The sequence below is a fragment of the Zobellella aerophila genome, assembly GCF_039539325.1.
GTDB lineage: Bacteria > Pseudomonadota > Gammaproteobacteria > Enterobacterales > Aeromonadaceae > Oceanimonas > Oceanimonas aerophila.
This window is the reverse complement of record NZ_BAABCX010000002.1, coordinates 544,931-561,959: the sequence shown is the minus strand read 5'-3', so window position 1 is coordinate 561,959 and position 17,029 is coordinate 544,931. Positions and strand designations below refer to the sequence as shown.

Annotated in this window: 19 protein-coding genes; 13 read left to right on the top strand and 6 right to left on the bottom strand. The window is 62.0% G+C overall.

All coding sequences use genetic code 11. From position 1 onward, the window contains the following. Window positions 1–41: 41 nt before the first annotated feature. Together ABD806_RS10250 and ABD806_RS10245 are read left to right on the top strand one after the other, a co-directional pair. Complete coding sequence (locus ABD806_RS10250; protein ID WP_344957553.1) at window positions 42–1,259, top strand: CehA/McbA family metallohydrolase domain-containing protein; 1,218 nt, start codon at window positions 42–44, stop codon at window positions 1,257–1,259. Between the two features lie 299 nt (window positions 1,260–1,558). After that, window positions 1,559–2,146 carry a hypothetical protein gene (locus ABD806_RS10245; RefSeq protein ID WP_344957551.1) on the top strand — a complete coding sequence of 196 codons (588 nt, stop codon included), beginning with the start codon at window positions 1,559–1,561 and terminating at the stop codon, window positions 2,144–2,146. A gap of 251 nt (window positions 2,147–2,397) precedes the next feature. Here ABD806_RS10245 and ABD806_RS10240 read toward each other — a convergent pair whose 3' ends face one another. The 3 genes from ABD806_RS10240 to ABD806_RS10230 form a co-directional block, all read right to left on the bottom strand. Then, window positions 2,398–3,867 (bottom strand): helicase HerA-like domain-containing protein, encoded by a 1,470-nt coding sequence (locus ABD806_RS10240; protein WP_344957549.1) that lies wholly within the window; start codon window positions 3,865–3,867, stop codon window positions 2,398–2,400. A gap of 108 nt (window positions 3,868–3,975) precedes the next feature. Continuing rightward, window positions 3,976–5,469: a sodium/proline symporter PutP gene (gene putP / locus ABD806_RS10235; protein WP_344957547.1), complete on the bottom strand. Its 1,494-nt coding sequence runs from the start codon at window positions 5,467–5,469 to the stop codon at window positions 3,976–3,978. 195 nt (window positions 5,470–5,664) lie between these two features. Then, window positions 5,665–6,438, bottom strand: coding sequence for a helix-turn-helix domain-containing protein (locus tag ABD806_RS10230; RefSeq protein WP_344957545.1), 774 nt, complete (start codon window positions 6,436–6,438; stop codon window positions 5,665–5,667). Window positions 6,439–6,586: 148 nt separating this feature from the next. Between ABD806_RS10230 and ABD806_RS10225 the strand changes: the two genes are divergently transcribed. Next, a complete protein-coding gene (locus tag ABD806_RS10225) occupies window positions 6,587–7,576 on the top strand; it encodes a Vgb family protein (RefSeq protein WP_344957543.1) in 990 nt (329 codons plus the stop codon). Between the two features lie 25 nt (window positions 7,577–7,601). Beyond that, window positions 7,602–7,835: a hypothetical protein gene (locus ABD806_RS10220; RefSeq protein WP_344957541.1), complete on the top strand. Its 234-nt coding sequence runs from the start codon at window positions 7,602–7,604 to the stop codon at window positions 7,833–7,835. A 54-nt stretch (window positions 7,836–7,889) separates the two neighbouring features. Here the strand turns inward: ABD806_RS10220 and ABD806_RS10215 are convergent, their stop codons facing one another. From ABD806_RS10215 to flgA, 3 genes are all read right to left on the bottom strand, one after another. Beyond that, window positions 7,890–8,339 (bottom strand): flagella synthesis protein FlgN, encoded by a 450-nt coding sequence (locus ABD806_RS10215; protein WP_344957539.1) that lies wholly within the window; start codon window positions 8,337–8,339, stop codon window positions 7,890–7,892. Then, window positions 8,336–8,623, bottom strand: coding sequence for a flagellar biosynthesis anti-sigma factor FlgM (gene flgM, locus ABD806_RS10210; protein WP_344957537.1), 288 nt, complete (start codon window positions 8,621–8,623; stop codon window positions 8,336–8,338). The genes ABD806_RS10215 and flgM overlap by 4 nt, the downstream gene beginning before the upstream one ends. A 112-nt stretch (window positions 8,624–8,735) precedes the next feature. After that, on the bottom strand, window positions 8,736–9,461 hold the full coding sequence (flgA, locus tag ABD806_RS10205; RefSeq protein WP_344957535.1) for a flagellar basal body P-ring formation chaperone FlgA: 726 nt from the start codon (window positions 9,459–9,461) through the stop codon (window positions 8,736–8,738). A gap of 169 nt (window positions 9,462–9,630) precedes the next feature. Here flgA and flgB point away from each other — a divergent pair, with 169 nt between their 5' ends. From flgB to flgJ, 9 genes are all read left to right on the top strand, one after another. Next, entirely contained in the window at window positions 9,631–10,041 is a 411-nt protein-coding gene (gene flgB, locus ABD806_RS10200; protein ID WP_344957533.1) for a flagellar basal body rod protein FlgB, read from the top strand. 31 nt (window positions 10,042–10,072) lie between these two features. Continuing rightward, window positions 10,073–10,480, top strand: a complete 408-nt coding sequence (gene flgC / locus ABD806_RS10195; protein WP_344957531.1) for a flagellar basal body rod protein FlgC — start codon at window positions 10,073–10,075, stop codon at window positions 10,478–10,480. 2 nt (window positions 10,481–10,482) lie between these two features. Beyond that, entirely contained in the window at window positions 10,483–11,160 is a 678-nt protein-coding gene (gene flgD / locus ABD806_RS10190; RefSeq protein WP_344957529.1) for a flagellar hook assembly protein FlgD, read from the top strand. A 47-nt stretch (window positions 11,161–11,207) separates the two neighbouring features. Next, window positions 11,208–12,389, top strand: coding sequence for a flagellar hook protein FlgE (flgE, locus tag ABD806_RS10185; RefSeq protein ID WP_344957527.1), 1,182 nt, complete (start codon window positions 11,208–11,210; stop codon window positions 12,387–12,389). A gap of 13 nt (window positions 12,390–12,402) precedes the next feature. Next, a complete protein-coding gene (locus tag ABD806_RS10180) occupies window positions 12,403–13,155 on the top strand; it encodes a flagellar basal body rod protein FlgF (protein WP_344957525.1) in 753 nt (250 codons plus the stop codon). Window positions 13,156–13,168: 13 nt separating this feature from the next. Then, window positions 13,169–13,951 carry a flagellar basal-body rod protein FlgG gene (gene flgG, locus ABD806_RS10175; RefSeq protein WP_344957523.1) on the top strand — a complete coding sequence of 261 codons (783 nt, stop codon included), beginning with the start codon at window positions 13,169–13,171 and terminating at the stop codon, window positions 13,949–13,951. A gap of 19 nt (window positions 13,952–13,970) precedes the next feature. Further along, window positions 13,971–14,654 (top strand): flagellar basal body L-ring protein FlgH, encoded by a 684-nt coding sequence (locus ABD806_RS10170; protein WP_344957521.1) that lies wholly within the window; start codon window positions 13,971–13,973, stop codon window positions 14,652–14,654. 114 nt (window positions 14,655–14,768) lie between these two features. Beyond that, the gene (locus ABD806_RS10165) at window positions 14,769–15,962 is read left to right on the top strand and encodes a flagellar basal body P-ring protein FlgI (protein WP_344957519.1); all 1,194 of its coding nucleotides are present in this window, start codon (window positions 14,769–14,771) and stop codon (window positions 15,960–15,962) included. Next, entirely contained in the window at window positions 15,962–16,990 is a 1,029-nt protein-coding gene (flgJ, locus tag ABD806_RS10160) for a flagellar assembly peptidoglycan hydrolase FlgJ (protein ID WP_344957517.1), read from the top strand. The genes ABD806_RS10165 and flgJ overlap by 1 nt, the downstream gene beginning before the upstream one ends. Window positions 16,991–17,029: the final 39 nt, after the last annotated feature.

Sequence of the window (17,029 nt, the reverse complement as noted above, 5' to 3'; positions counted from 1 at the left end):
CAGCAGTCATTGTTCTTTCTAGGATATCGGGATTTAACCTTATGCATCTGTATAGATTGGGGCTACCCCTGCTGGTAGCGACTATGTTGGCTGCTTGTCAAAGCGCACCCGAGAAGAATGTTCCGCCTGCCGATATTCAGGTGCTGAAAGGCCCGACCCAGATCCAGGGGGGGGATGCCCGGGGCGAGGAGGATATCACCATAGTGACCCCCTATTTTGCCTTTGCCATCGCCGCCGGTGATCAACCGGGCCAGGCCGGCAGCATAGTGGATATGGCGCTGGTGGAAAACGGCGTGTTCGGCGCCGATCGCATCGTCTCTCTGGACTTTATGCCCGGTGAGGGGGCCATGACTCTGAACGCCATCGAGATCACCGAGCAGTCGCCGGAGCGGGTAGTGGTCGAGGTGGACCGCAGCTGGAACGGAAACCGGCTGTTGAGCCGCTACGAAGTCGAGAAAGCCTATTCCGGCATCAAGCTGAGCAGCCGGTTGGAGAACCCGGTCGGACAGACCCTGTTTGCCGGTTATCGGCTGGTGCAGGAAGCGCCGCCGGTCGCGGCGGGCAGCCTGCATAAAGAGGTGGCCCAGGCGGTGCTCGGTCACTGGTCCCAGGGCCAGTTGCAGCAAGGGCTGGGTGCCTTGTCCGAGTCGGATGATTTAAGGCGCAACCATCAGCAAGTCCAGCAGTTCGACGCCTGGTTGAGCGCCGGCTCGCTGGGCAAGGTATTGACCGATGAGCTGGTGACGGGGGAAAGCCCCCATACGGTGATCAGCCTCTATGAATATGACGACAGCAGCAACTTTGAAACCCAGATGGCCAAGCTGCGTCAGCGCTGGAGCCTGGGGGAGCGGGTCTATCTCAGCGCCAATCACCTGCTGCGGGGGCCACGGCAAAACAGCGGCCGGCTGTATGCGTATACTCCCAACGGCAAGATCAGCGCCGACTTTGCCAGTGCCGCCGGCAGAGGCCAGAGCTTTGTCAGCTTTGGTCCCCAAATCTATGCGGCCGGCGCCATGTTCGGCGGTGAAATCTCCCCCTTCAGCGAATCCAAGGTGGAGCTGCGCTCCGATGCCGGCCTGAGCAAGGCCGAAGTCTGGCTGGATGGTGAGCAGGTCGCCGGCTGGCGGATCAATGGTGCCAAGGTGTTCCGTACCGGGGTGCCGGTGCCGCCCAACTACACCTGGCTGCAGTGGGTGGTGGAAGACAGCAACGGCAACCGGGCCTATTCCAACCCCATCTGGATAAAAAATAACGGTTAACGCCCGAGGCCGGGGAGCCCTTTCCTGACCCTTATTGACATGCCCCGCGTGCGGGGCATTATTGTTTCTTCGCCCGGCAGCGTCGGCAGATGGTGGCGGACCCTGTTTGCCTCTCCCGGTGTACAGGAGCGCCCAGCCCGTTTTTCAGCCCCTCCGCCTGGAGTGGCGCCCTCCTTTAGGGAATCCGCCCGGCTAACCTGCTTGCCCGTTACCCCGACAGTTCCGATTTCGGTCTATGTTGAAAGGGTAATCTCATGGGATCTCACAACAGATGAGGGCTTGTGCCCGGGGTGATGCAGATGGAAAGCTTTTATGTCAGCCATACGGTGTTCTGTACCGATGCCCAGGCGGTGGCCGCGGTGCTTGCGGGAAGAAACGCCTTCGTGACCCCGGCCCACAAGGGCTCGGTGGTGGTACTGGATGAAGCCTCCGAACGGCAGGAGCCGGAGGTGATACTGGAACTCGGTGCCCGGCTGTCGTCAGAGCTGCAAGCGCCCGTGCTGGCGGTGCTCAATCATGATGACGATATCCTGATGTATGCCCTTTGTGAGCAGGGCTGGGTGGTGGATCAATATAATTCGTCACCGGAATTGTTTGAACCGGATCAGGATGCCGAGCCTATCGGCCCCCAAGGGGGCAATGCCCAGCGCCTGGCGGAGGCGTTCGGCAGCCGAGAGGTCGAGGCGATCGAAGCTATTTTACGCAGACCGGCCACCGATGAAGGCTATATCTTCGCCTATGAGCGGCATTTTGATTTGGTCAAGGCCCTGGGCATTTCCGAGTTTGGCGTCAATACCGGCTTTCAGTATCTGAAGGCTGGCGAGATCCCCGCAGGTCTGGATGCGGCGCAGCTGATCCCGGTGGGCACGGCCACGCCGGGTGCCTAAGCCGGTCTTGAGCGGGCATGAGTGCCCGCCCGGGCGGGACAATCAACTCGAACACAGCCGCGCCTGAATGTCATTTCCCGCCGTTCCGTATTTGTTTCCGGCGAGCCCCTGCCCATGACATGCTTCACCCCGCATCTGCAGATGCGGCATGTTCCGGCACCCATGGTTTCACGTCATCCTTTCCTGCTGTTTGTGTCACGGCCGTTCAATGATGTTGCCGCTTTCACCGATCGACAACCAAAATCAGTTGGTTAGCGCTTGCCACCAAAAATAGAGCCCAGCAGGCCGCGTACCAGCTGCCGACCCAACTGGTTGCCGATGGCACGCAGGGTGCTTTTGGCCATGCTTTCCAGCAGTGAATCCCGGGGCCGGCCCGCCGCGGCCCGGGCCTGGTGCCGGGCCTGCGGTGCTTGTTCGGGCTGGCGTCGTTCTAGCTCCTCCATCCTGGCTTTCAGCAATTCAAAGGCCGATTCCCGGTCCACCCTCTGTTCATAGCGCCCGGCCAGAGGGGACTCGTCGAGTTGGGCGAGCCGCTGCTCTCGGCTCAGGGGGCCGAGTTGGGACTCGGGGGGAGAGATCAGGCAGATCTCCACCTCAGTGGGCGAGCCTTGCTCATCCAGCACCGAGATCAGGGCTTCACCGACGCCCAGCCGGGTAATTGCAGTTTCGGTATCAAATGCCGGGTTTGCCCTGAAGGTTTGCGCAGTGGCTTTGACCGCTCTCTGATCCCTGGGAGTAAATGCTCTGAGCGCATGCTGCACCCGGTTACCCAGCTGGCCGAGCACGGCATCGGGAATGTCCAGTGGACTCTGGCTGACAAAGTAGATGCCAACCCCCTTGGAACGGATAAGCCTGACCACCTGTTCTATCTTTTCCACCAGCGACTTGGGGGCCGCGTTAAACAGCAGGTGAGCCTCGTCGAAAAAGAACACCAGTTTGGGCTTGTCCATATCGCCGACTTCCGACAGCTGCTCGAACAGCTCGCTCAACAGCCAGAGCAAAAAGGTTGCATATATCCGGGGACTGTTTATCAGTCGGGTGGCGTCCAGGACGCTTATCATTCCCTGACCGGAGCCATCCTTTTGCATCAGATCATTGATATTTAACGCCGGCTCGCCAAAAAAATATTCGCCACCTTCCTGTTCGAGCCTCAGCAGGCGGCGCTGAATGGCCCCCAGGCTTACAGGTGCCAGGTTGCCGTGTTCCCGGCCCAGGGTGCTGGCGTGCTCGGCAACCCAGGACAGCAGGGCGCGCAGGTCTTTCAGATCCAGCAGCAACAGCCCCTCGGTATCGGCGATGTGAAAACAGCCGTAGAGCACGCCGGTCTGCGTTTCATTCAGTTCCAGTATATTGGCCAGCAACAGGGGACCCAGATCCGAAATGGTGGCACGTATCGGGTGCCCCTGCTTGCCGAACAGATCCCAGAGCAGGGTAGGGGATGGCCGGGACTGGTGGTCAGAGCGGCTCAGTTGAGCCAGGCGCGCCCGGACCTTGTCGTTAGGCTGGCTGGCGGCGCCAAGGCCGGATAAGTCGCCCTTGACGTCGGCCATGAACACCGGGGTTCCGTGGCGGGAGAAGCTTTCTGCCAGACTTTGCAGGGTGACGGTTTTGCCGGTACCTGTGGCGCCGGCGATCAAACCGTGGCGGTTGGCCATGGGCAGTCGCAGATAAACGGGGGTGTGCTGATGGGTATCGCCGAGATAAAGCCGGTCTGTGGTCATGGCCTGGCCCGTTTGCATGTGAGGATGCAACAAGCTTAGTCGATGGTAAGCTTGGGGCCAGACAGGATGAGATTAATCAGGCCCGGAAACCGGGCCTGACAGGAGTGGTTAATCCAGGGTGTGCAGGCTTTTCTCGTAGTTGTCGAAGGTCTTGGTGACCGATGCCTTGGGCGCACCGGTCAGCTTGCTGACCAGCACGATGGCGATGGAGGCGAAGATAAAGCCGGGGACGATTTCATAGATATCGAAGATGCCGCCGGAGATCTGTTTCCAGACCACCACTGTGACCCCGCCGACCAGCACCCCGGCCAGGGCGCCGTTACGGTTCATGCTACGCCAATACAGGCTGAACAACAGGGCGGGACCGAAGGCGGCACCGAAACCGGCCCAGGCGTATGACACCAGACCCAGTACGGTGCTGTCCGGGTTCATTGCGAGCAGCAGGGCCACCACCGCTAGGGCGATCACCGCAAACCGGCCTATGTTGACCAGGCTCTTGGAGCTGGCACCGGGAAACACCTGTTTGTAGAAGTCTTCGGCCAGGGCTGAGGAGGAAACCAGCAGCTGGGAGTCGGCGGTGCTCATGATGGCGGCGAGGATGGCGGCCAGCAGGATACCGGCGATCACCGGGTGGAACACGGCGTTGACCAGCACCATGAAGATGGTCTCGGCATCGGCCAGCTCTTCGCCGATATTATTCTGGACGTACAGCAGGCCCACCAGCCCGACCATCAGGGCGCCGGCCATGGACAGGAAGCTCCAGGAAACGGCGATGCGGCGGGCAGTGGTGATGTCTCCGTTGCTGCGGGTGGCATTGAAGCGGGCCAGGATGTGCGGCTGGCCAAAGTAGCCCAGGCCCCAGGCGGCCAGAGAAATAATGGCGATGGCGGACAAAGGCTCGCCCTTGATGTCGTTCCACAGGGTCAGCAGCTCGGGATTCTGGGCATGCAGATCAGCGCCCAGCTGGCCGAAGCCGCCTTCCATCGCGGCGATCGGTACTATCATCAGGGCAGCGGCCATCAGCAGGCCCTGCACCAGATCGGTCCAGGAGACGGCCAGGAAGCCGCCGAACAGGGTATAGGACACGATACAAAGGGTACCGACCACCACGGCCACCTGGTAATCCATGCCGAACACGGTCTGGAACAGCTTACCGCCGGCCACCAGGCCCGAGCTGGTGTAGAACAGGAAAAACAGCAGTATGACCAGGGCGGAGATGATCTGCAGCAGCTTGGAGTTGTCTTCGAAGCGACGGGACAGGTACTCGGGTATGGTGATGGCGTTATCCACCTCCAGGGTGTAGGTCCGCAGCCGTTTGGCGCAGAACATCCAGTTGGCCCAGGTACCTAGCAACAGGCCGCCGGCCAGCCAGAAGGATTCGATACCGGCGGCATAGGCGTAACCGGGCAGGCCCAGCAGCAGCCAGCCGCTCATGTCGGATGCGCCGGCGGAGATGGCGGCGGGCCAGGGACCCAGGGATCGGCCCCCGAGGAAATAGTCGGCCGAGTCGGAGGTGCGTTTATAGGCATAGTAGCCGATGGCCATCATGACTATAAGATACACAAGAAAGGTGCCGGTGATGGCGTAGTTGGATTCAATCATTCCCTATTCCTCTTGGGGGGTCCTGCCGGGGCCAAAAATCGTCAAGCCAGGGCTGGGCCGGAGCATGCCTAGGTGATTATTTCGCGCCTCGCGATTAAACAGTGGTTAAACTTTTGTTACTTAACTAAATATAGTAGGAGAAAGTGGCCCTGCCGGTCTTTTGCGTTACTCCGTTTTTTTTATGAAATACTCCGGTTAACGGTGCGATTTGCGGTAACGGGCGGGAGAGATATCGAATCGGCTGGAGAATATCTGGGTGAACAGACTTTGGCTGGAAAAACCGCAATGTTGGGCGATATAGGCGAGGCTGTGATGGCTGGAGATGAGCATGTTCCGGGCTTCGGCCAGGCGTTTTTCCAGTACATACTGATAGGGGGACAGGCCGGTCTGATCCTTGAACAGCAGGTGAAACTGACTTTCGCCCAGGAAGGCGCAGCCGGCGAGTTGAGCCACCGTGATCTTGCGGCCCAGGTGCTGTGCTATATAGGCGTCTATTACTTCTATGTTCAGGCGTTTGGCCCGAGGACGGGGTTGGGGTAAGTCCATATGCCGTTGCAGGGCGCACAGCAGGGTATTGGCACAGGCCTGGCCGAGCAGGACGTCGTCCGGATTGGCGTGCATCTCGGTACTCAGTACACTGACCAGTTGTTGCGCCTGGGGGCTCAGTTGAAAATAGCGCGGGTGTTGAAACAGCTCATGCACCCGCTGTTGCTGTTCAGGTAGTGTGCCATCCGGCTCAGGGGCCAGGTTGACCACCAGGATGCGGTTGCTGCCCAAGCCCCCGAAGGCATGATTGAGGGCAGAGGAGACCAGGCAACCCTGGCCCGGCCCCACCAGGTTACCATTACCCTCTATATCAAATTCCGTCCGGCCGTTCAGGCCGATGACTATCTGATTGTAATCATGCCGGTGATGCGCCATTTCGGCTGGCAATGCCATGATTTCAAAGGGGTTAAATACAGCACTCATAGAACTGGCCAAGCGGATGAACAGAGGGTGGCGACAAAGTGCTAGCTTAACATATCGCCGACCGGACAACCTATGAGCAGATCCCATTCCCTGGATCTTCCCGGGCACTACACTAAAAGGGTCATGGGTTGGTACAGAGGAGGGCAGGATGAGATTTATTTTCTTCGCCCTTGGTGTGTTGCTGGCGCCCTGGATCAGGGCCGAGGCGGTGAATGAGACGGTCGCCATACAGGAATGGCCAGTGCCCTGGGCAGCGTCCCGGCCGCGTGATCCTCAGGTGGATCCTGGTGGTGGGGTCTGGTTCTGTGGCCAGGCGGGTAACTATATAGCCCGGTTCGATCCCGAAACCGGGCAGTTCCGCCGTTTCGAGCTGGCGGCGGGTACCCATCCCCATAACCTGGTGGTCGACGGCAGCGGCATGATTTGGTACGCAGGCAATCGCAACGCCCATATCGGTCGGCTAGACCCGCGAACCGGCGAGATCACCCGCTTTGCGATGCCGGATCCGGCGGTTCGGGATCCTCATACCCTGATACTGGATAACGGAGGTAATCTCTGGTTTACCGCCCAGGACAGTAACTATATCGGTCGTCTGAATATCGCCAGCGGTGAGATCAAGCTGGTGCCGGTGACTACGCCCGGGGCCCGGCCTTACGGCATTAAAATCGATGGCCAGGGGCGCCCCTGGGTGGCCTTGTTCGGTACCAATAGGCTGGCGATGGTGGAGCCCCGGACACTGGTCCTGACCGAGGTGACCCTGCCCCGGGAGCAAGCCCGGGTGCGCCGGCTGGAAATCACCGCTAACGGGGATATCTGGTATCTGGATTTTGCCGGTGGCCGGCTCGGCCGCTATCAACCCGGGTCACGGTCTTTCAGCGAATGGCCGATCCCCGGCCAGGCCCGGGCGCAGCCCTATGGTTCGGCGTTGGATGGGCAGGACAGGATCTGGCTGGTCGACGTGGGTTCCCGCCCCAACCGGCTGATGGGCTTCGATCCGGTCGGCAGCCGCTTCTTTGGCGTCACCCTCATTCCCAGCGGGGCGGGGGCGGTGCGTCATATGTATTACCACCCCCGGAGCAACAGCATCTGGTTCGGCACCGATGCCAACACCTTGGGACAGGCCCGACTCGGGCCCTGAGCCGGCGGCACGCCGAGGAGGACAAATGCAGGTGCAACTACTGGTCACCCGGACCGATTTTTCCACCGCTAATCTGGACCAGGAATTCAGGGACCTGGGGGTGTCCTACGAGCTGCTTTATATCGAGGATCATCCCGATCTGGTGGCAGCCCACGGCATCCAGCACTCCCCCTGTATCCTGGTTAACGGTCGGCTGGCCTTTCGCGAGCAGCCGACCGAAAATCAGCTGAGGGAGTATTTCAGCCGGCTGGGCCAATGAGTGATTCGCCATGGCGAGATCTTCATCCGCTCGCGGCAAGCCGCACCGGGAAGGTCAGGCCTGGGAAGCCAACTTACCGCCGTTTTTGCGTGCCTGACCGTCGGGACCGTACAGGGATTGACCGGCAGCTTCGTGCAGGAAGTTGAGCATGCGCTGGTTGTGCTGGAGGCGCTGGCCGATCAGGGTGCCATTGAGGCTGTTTAACCGGGCGATGCGCTGCGCATTGTCCTGCAGTGCATGCCACAGTGGCAGGCAGCCGGCTTCCCGGGCAGCCTGCTCGGCTCCCTCCATATCCTTGCCATAGCCCAGCCTGAGCTGAGCCTGGCGCCGCTGGGCTTCAGCCCCCTCCAGCTGGGTAAGCAGGGCCTGTTTTTCAACGGCGAGTCGCGACAGCAAGGGGCCGTCTACCCGGGCCTGGCTCAGCGCCTGTTGCTCGTCGGTCAGTAGCTGGGCCAGTTGCTCCAGTCGCTGCACCTGCAGCGCAAGATGGCGGTCCAGGCTCATCGACTTTGTTGACTCAGCAGCTCGCGTACGCTGTCCAGCAGGCCATCCGCTATTTTATCGGCGCGGAGCTCCAGGCGGCCTTCGCTGATCGCTTGACGGATTTCGTTGACACGGGCCCTGTCTATGTCCTGGCCGGCATATTCTACAGCCTGACTCAGGTGGGTAACCACAGCGGGCCCGGCCTTGTCGGTAGCCTGGGCAGGGTCGGGTTGTACCCTGCCGTTGTGTTTACCCTGCTCGACTTGACCGGAGCGGGAAAGCGGCTGCTGCTGATTGATTTTCAAGGGAGATTCCTCTTGATGGACACTTATCTACAGTATCGGCGGAACGCGTCGTAACTTTAAGTTTGCCGCCAGCATAGTCGTTTGGGCGCCCGGTTGTCCAAGGCGAATCGGCTCAGTAAGCGGGTTGATGGCCCACCGCCAACCGGCCGCGACCGACCACTTCACCGGTCAGTATCTCTCTTGCCGCCACCTTCACTCGCACCCGTTCCCCCATGGCACCGGATTCCATGGCCTTGCCTTCCCGGGTGATGCGAAACCCCGCGCCGGCGGCCTCGAGCACCACCCGCTGCCCCCGCTCCACCAGCGGCAATTCGCGTAGCTGGTGACGCTGGATGACAGTCCCGGCCGCCAATGGCCGCCTGGCCAGTTGGCCGATCGCTTCATCGGCGTCGAGCAGGGCCTGCCGAGGCAGGCTGCCGAGATCGCCCTGCCTGAGTTCGATCATGTCGGCGTCGATACGGGTACCGGCGGCAATGGCCCGGGCGGCGACCGGGTAGTGTCCGAGCACCCGGATCTGGGCCTGCATGTAGCGTACCTGCTCGCCCTGCTCACCGCAACGCACGGCCACTGCGACGCGCCCCCACTGGCGCTGGCCGTTACCGGGGAAGAAAGGTTGTGGATGGTCGCAAGGGGGTAACTGGGCCGACGGCGGGAAGACGTCGATGGTGACGTCCTCACCCAGTTGATGGGTCTGCTGGTAAAGGAAGGAATGTACCGCCTCCATCAGCGTCGAGGCACTGGCTCGGGCAGGCGTAAGCAATGCACTCAGCAACAGCAGGAGCGACGGCAGTGACCAGGCTGACTGGGGAAATCTGCCCCGGGACACGGCGTGCGGCATGGCGTTATTCCCTGGTGGAGGTCGCTAAAATTGCATCCATTATAAGGTGGCGAGAGCGGACCCAAGAACAGAATTGGCGGTTAAATATCGGCTTGTTTATCCCTTTGCTGCATTCGGGCGCGGTTATGCTCCAATCTGATAAATTTCTCGCCGCAGCAGGGCCAACAAGATGATCGACAAACTTGAAGGAGCATTGGGGTTTTACCAGGACGCCCTGAACCTCCGTCATGAGCGCCAGAAAGTGTTAGCCAGCAATATCGCCAACGGGGACACGCCCAATTACAAGGCGCGTGATATCGACTTTGCCCAGGAGCTGTCACGGGTGCAGCAGGGGACCGCCCGGCAGCCGGTGGCGCTGAGCACCACTTCGCCGATGCATATCGGCAAGCCGCTTGCCGACGGTTCCCAAACCCGGGAGCTGCTTTACCGGGTGCCGGCCCAGCCGAGCCTGGACGGTAACACGGTAGACATGGACAGTGAACGTGCCCAGTTCACCGATAACGCGGTGCGCTATCAGACCAGCCTGGTGATGATCAACAGCCGCATCCAGGGCCTCAAGTCGGCGATGCAGCCGGAATAATTACAGCCTGACCGATTGCCAGGAGCAAACCATGTCGATGTTTTCCATCTTTGAAATATCAGGCTCGGCCATGAGCGCCCAGTCCCAGCGAATGAACGTCACCGCCAGCAACCTGGCCAACGCCGACAGCGTGGCTGGGCCCGATGGTCAGGCCTACCAGGCCAAACAGGTCATTTTTGAATCGCAGATGCAGGGGCAGCAGGGCGTGGGCGGTGTACGGGTCAGTAAGGTAGTCGAGGATCCCACCCCCATGCGTGAGGAATACATGCCCGAGCACCCGCTGGCCAATGAGCAGGGCTATGTCACCATGCCCAATGTCGAACCGGTGCACGAGATGGTCAACATGATCACCGCCTCCCGCTCCTATCAGGCCAACGTCGAGGTACTGAACACCAGCAAACAGCTGATGCTCAAGACCCTGACCCTGGGCGAGGGCTGAGCATGGCCAACACCATAGACGGCGGCGTACTCAGCAGCATCAACAGGGGGGGGGCCGGCACGGGAAGCGCTGGTGTCGGTGAAGACTTGCGCGAAAACTTCATGACCCTGCTGGTCACCCAGCTGAAAAACCAGGATCCGCTGAACCCGATGGAAAACGCGGAGATGACTTCGCAGCTGGCGCAGATCAATACGGTTACCGGTATAGAATCGCTCAACGATACCCTCTCGGGGATCACCGGCCAGATAGACGCCGGCCATACCCTGCAGGCCGCCGGCCTGATCGGCAAGGGGGTACTGGTGCCCGGGGATCGGCTGTTGGTGGGCGAGGAAGGGGCAACCACTCCCTTCGGCATCGAGCTCGGCAGTTCCGCCGACCAGGTCAATGTCAGCATCCTCGACGGCAGTGGCCAGGTGGTGCGCCGCTTCGAGCTGGGCGCCATGTCGGCCGGCGTGGAATCCTTTGTCTGGGACGGCACCCTGGATGGCGGTTCCCTGGCGCCTAAAGGCGCCTATCGGCTGTCGGTCGAGGCGCTGGCCGACGGCAAACAGCAGAGTTTCCAGACCCTCAACTATGCCCAGGTCATCGCCATCAGCACCAGCTATAAAGACGGCCCGCGGCTGGATTTGGGCGGTATCAACGAGCCGGTGAAAATGAGCGACATCCGTCAGATCCTCTGATCGCGGCGACACCAGCTAACCATACAGATTTTCAAAGGAGCGGAGCAATGGGTTTTTCTCAGGCGCTCAGCGGCCTCAAGGCCGCGGCGACCAACCTTGACGTTATCGGTAACAATATTGCCAACTCGCAGACCGTGGGCTTCAAAGGCACCTCGGTCCAGTTCTCCGATGTCTATGCCGGCGCCCAGGTCGGCCTGGGCACCCGGGTGTCGGCGGTGTTGCAGGATTTCAGCGACGGCACGCTGGAGTCCACCAACCGCAATCTCGACCTGGCCATCAGCGGCAACGGTTTCTTCCGTTTCATCCAGAATGAGCAGGTGGTGTATTCCCGCAATGGCCAGCTGACGGTGACCAACGACGGTTATCTGGTCAATGCCCAGGGGGCCCGGCTGACCGGCTATCCGGCGGAGGTCGGCACCGGCGGCAATCCCCAGCAGCTCAGGGTGCCTGCGGGTGCCTTGCAGGCCAACGCCACCTCGTCGGTCAAGGCCAGCCTGAACCTGGACGCGCGGACCGATATCATCGACCGCACCAGCGTCACCTTCGATCCTGCCGATGACGACAGTTATTCCTACGCCAACAGCGCCACCGTGTTCGACTCCCTGGGCAACGCCCACAATGTGACCCTGTATTTCACCAAGACCGCGGACAACCAGTGGGAAGTGCGCCAGACCCGTGGCGGCGAAACGGCCCCACAGGCGGGCACCATCAACTTCAACACCAATGGTACCCTGTTGTCGACCAGCGGCATGGACTTTACCTTCAGCCCGGGCAGAGGTGCCGATAACATCAATATCGCCCTCGGCGTGGTCGGCACTACCCAGTTCGGCAACGACTTCGAGTTGAACTCCCTCACCCAGAACGGCTTCAGCTCGGGCAGCCTGGTCGGGGTGAAGATAGATGATCAGGGCAACATCATCGGCAACTACTCTAACGAGCAGTCGAAGGTCCTGGGCTCCATCGCCCTGGCCAACTTCACCAATCCGGAAGGATTGATCCCGGTCGGCGACAACTCCTGGGCCGAAAGCTCCGCCTCCGGCCAGGCGCTGATGGGCGTGGCCGGTACCGGCCTGTTCGGCAGCATACAGGCGGGTGCGGTGGAGACCTCCAACATTGACCTGACCCGGGAGCTGGTCAGCCTGATCATCGCCCAGCGCAATTACCAGGCCAATGCCCAGACCATCAAGACGCAGGATGAAGTGCTGCAGTCTTCGATCAACTTGCGTTAACGGGGACTGAGTCGTGGACGGCATTTTCTATACCGCCATGAGCGGTGCCAAGCAGACGCTCGATGCCCAGGCGGTGATCAGCAACAACCTGGCCAATGTCTCGACCAGCGGTTTCCGGGCCCAGCTGACGGCTATGCGGGCGGTGCCGGTACAGGGCGACGGCCCTTTGGCGACGCGGGTGTCGGTGGTGACCTCGACCCCGGGGGACGACTTCTCAGCGGGCACCGTGACCGCCACCGAACGGGCGCTGGATGTGGCCATCCACGATGATGGCTGGCTGGCGGTACAGGGGGACGATGGGGGCGAAGCCTATACCCGGCGTGGCGATCTGCAGCTGGACGGCAACGGCCTGCTGTTGAGCGGCGGCCGCCCGGTGCTGGGCGGCGGTGGGCCCATCATAGTGCCGCTCGGGGCCCAGCTGTCGATAGGCGCCGACGGCACCCTCAGTGCCATCGGCGCCGGTGAGGATCCCGATGCCCTGGTGCAGATAGACCGGCTCAAGCTGGTCAGGGCCGAGCCCGGACAACTGCAACGGGGAGAGGACGGCCTGTTCCGGCCGGCACCTGGCAGTGGCTTGGAGCTGTTGCCACAGGACGAAAACCTGCGGCTGACCGCCGGCGCCCTGGAAGGCAGCAATGTCAGCGCCATCGAATCCATGGTGGCGATGATCGAGAATGCCCGGCGCTACGACATGCAGATGAAAGTGATCACCAACGCCGATGACAATGCCCAGCGGGCTAACAGCCTGCTGTCCATCCAGGGATAACGAGGAAGACATCATGATTAAAGCACTGTGGACCGCCAAGACCGGCCTCGAATCCCAGCAGGTGCAGATGGACGTGATCGCCAACAACCTGTCCAACGTCAACACCAATGGCTTCAAACGCTCCCGGGCGGTGTTCGAAGACCTGCTGTATCAGAACATGCGTCAGCCGGGCGCCATGAACAATGCGCAGAATGCCTTGCCATCCGGCATGCAGATAGGCACGGGGGTGCGCCCGGTCGCGACCGAGCGGCTGCACAACCAGGGCGGCCTGGTGAGCACCGAAAACTCCCGGGATCTGGCGATCAACGGCAATGGTTTCTTCCAGGTGCTGATGCCCGACGGCAACGTCGCCTATACCCGCGACGGCAGTTTCCAGCTCGATCAGAACGGACAGATGGTGACCGCCAACGGTTATCCATTGGAGCCGGCCATCATACTGCCGGACAACGCCCTGTCGGTGACCATAGGCGAGGACGGCGTGGTCTCCGTCACCCAGCCCGGCAACACCCAGAGCGTGCAGGTGGGCCAGCTCAGCCTGGCGACCTTCGTCAACCCCACCGGCCTGGAGAGCATAGGCGGTAACCTCTATCTGGAGACCACCTCATCGGGGCCCCGCAACGAGGGGACACCGGGTTTGAACGGCATCGGACGCCTGTTCCAGGGCTATGTGGAAACGTCCAACGTCAATGTGGTGGAGGAGATGGTCAACATGATCCAGACCCAGCGGGCCTACGAGATCAACAGCAAGGCAGTCAAAACCAGCGATGAGATGCTGGCCCGCCTGACCCAGCTGTAAACGGAACAGGATGATGCGGATGAACAGGCAAGCAAAGGGGGTCGGGTGGCCGTGGCTGGCGGGGCTGGCGTGCATCGCCCTGAGTGGCTGTGCCCAGTTGCCGCGTCCTTCCGTGGTTGGCGAACAGGAGCAGGTGGTTGTTCCCGAGCCTGCCGCGGCCCGGCCCGATGGTGCCATCTTCCAGGCCCACCGTGGCTATCAGCCGCTGTTCGAAGACAGGCGTCCGCGCATGGTGGGGGAAATCCTCACCATAGTGCTCGATGAACAGGTCAGCGCCAGCAAGACCTCGGCATCCAACGCCAGCCGAGATGGCTCGGCCAGCCTGGCCTTCGCCGAGCTGCCGGAAAAGCTGGAAGAGCTGGCCGAATATGGCTTCGATCTGTCCGGGGATAACGCCTTTACCGGGGCCGGTGGCTCCCAGGCCAAGAATTCCTTCACCGGCACCATCACGGTATCCGTGCTGGAAGTGATGAATAACGGCAACCTGAGGGTGCGTGGCGAAAAGCAGATCGCCATCAACCAGGGGGTCGAATTCATCCGTTTCTCCGGGGTGGTCAACCCCCGAACCATCACCGGCCAGAATACGGTGCCGTCCACCCAGGTGGCCGACGCGCGCATCGAATATGTGGGCGAGGGCTATATCAACGAGGCGCAGCATATGGGCTGGCTGCAGCGTTTGTTCCTTAATATTTCTCCCTTCTGAGCTGTGGTGTTTATGCAAATTTCGGTATTACGCCGGTCAGTAACCTCTCTATTCTCGCAGGGCAACGGCTCTTGGAGACGACGGAAGGATTCAGCTAAGCAGATCGTTGGCGTCATGGATGACGTCATCGAGCCCCCATGGATGGATTTATGGCGAGTCTGCGTGCCGGGCCTTCCGTCGAGGTGCTTCGGGACCAAGGCATTCCGCCATGCGCTTATCGTCAGCCTGCTAGCCTTGCTCTGGCTGGTGCCGGGCCAGCCGGCCCGAGCCGAGCAGCTGCGCGATATCGCCACCTTCGCCGGGGTGCGCGACAACGCCCTGGTGGGCTACGGCCTGGTGGTCGGTCTCGACGGCTCGGGTGATCAGACCATGCAGGCGCCCTTTACCGGCCAGAGCCTGACCAACATGCTTTCCCAGCTGGGCATCACGGTGCCGCCTGGCACCAACATGCAGTTGCGCAACGTGGCGGGGGTGATGGTCACCGCCGATCTGCCGCCGTTTTCGCGTCCGGGTCAACGGCTCGACGTGGTGGTGTCTTCCATCGGCAACGCCCGCAGCCTGCGCGGCGGCACCCTGCTGATGACCCCGCTCAAGGGCGCGGATGGCGACATCTATGCCCTGGCCCAGGGCAACCTGCTGGTGGGCGGCGCCGGGGCCGAATCCGGCGGCAGCAGCGTGCAGATCAACCAGCAGGCCGGCGGCCGCATCAGCGGCGGCGCCATCGTGGAGCGGGAAGTCCCGCTGCAGCTCGGCGGTGACTCGGGCCGGCTGGAACTGCAACTCAAGGACGCGGATTTTGGCACCGCCGAACGGGTGGTGAGCACCATCAACCTGGCCTTCGGCGGACAGGTGGCCAGTGCCCTCGACAGCCGGGTGATCCAGCTGCGCGGCCCACTCGCCGCCAATGACAGGGTGCAGTTCATGGCGAAGGTGGAGAGCCTGCGGATCGAGCCGATGGAGGCCCCGGCCAAGGTGGTGATCAATTCGCGCACCGGCTCGGTGGTGCTCAACGGCGCCGTGACCCTGCGTCGTGCCGCCGTGGCCCACGGCAACCTGTCCATCGTCATCGATACCCAGTTCCAGGTCAGCCAGCCGGCCCCCTTCAGCGAGGGGGAAACCGTGGTGGTGCCCGACAGCCTGATCTCGGTCGACCAGCAGGAAGGCTCCCTGCAGGTCGTGGAAGGTGCCGATCTGATGGCGGTGGTCAATGCCCTCAATGCCCTGGGGGCGACCCCGGCGGATCTGATGTCCATTCTCGAAGCGCTCAAGGCGGCGGGCTCCCTGCGCGCAGAGCTGGAGATACTGTAATGAGTGTCAACAACCTGGATTCCCAGTTTGCCCTCGATATGCAGGGGCTGCAGCGCCTGAAGCAGACTGCCGGCCGGGACCCCGCCGAGGGGCTGGAGCAGGCGGCCCGGCAGTTCGAGTCGCTGTTTGTGCACATGATGTTGAAAAGCATGCGTGAGACCGTGCCTGACTCGGGCCTGACAGAGGGGGATCAACGGCAGTTCTATACCTCCCTGCTCGATCAGCAGCTGTCCCAGGAGCTGTCCGGGCGGGGCATAGGCCTGGCCGATCAGTTGATCCGGCAGCTGGGTGGTCGGCGGCCGGAGGCGAGCGGCGCGGGTACGCATGGCAACGACGACCTGATCGCCGGCATTCCCCGCGGCGCACCCAGGGTGCTGACCGGCAGCCTGGCCGCGGTGCAGCCCGGCAGCGCCGGCGAGCGGCTCACCGCCTATCGCGCCGACGAAACAAGCGGGCCCGGGCCGGCCGCAGAGGTGGCCACGACCAGAGGGCGGCGGCAACAGCCGGCGCACGTGGCGGCCTTCCTCGAGCGGCTCGAGGAGCCGGCTTTGGCCGCCAGCCGGGCCAGCGGCGTGCCCGCCGAGCTGATCCTGGCCCAGGCGGCGCTGGAAACCGGCTGGGGCCGTTACGAAATTGCCACCGCCGAGGGAGGCAACAGCCACAACCTGTTCGGTATCAAGGCCGGCGACAACTGGCGAGGCAGGAGCACGGACGTCAGTACCCATGAGTATGTCCAGGGCAGGCGGGTCGCGGTGACCGATCGTTTCCGGGTATATGACTCCTTCGAGGCCGCCTTCACCGACTATGCCCGGTTGCTCGGCGATAATCCCCGTTACTCGGGCGTGCTCTCGGCACCCGATGCGCAACAGGCGGCCCGGGCCTTGCAAGCCGGCGGCTATGCCACGGATCCCGGCTATGCGGACAAGCTGGCGGCGGTGATGAACATGCTGGGACCGCTGGACGAGGGCACCCGGCTGGCAAGGGCCTGGCCGCCAGCCGGAGAGTTCGAGCTGGGCAGCATTTTCTGATGCCGGCAGGCGTCGGCCCATGGCCTAAAGGATCGGGGC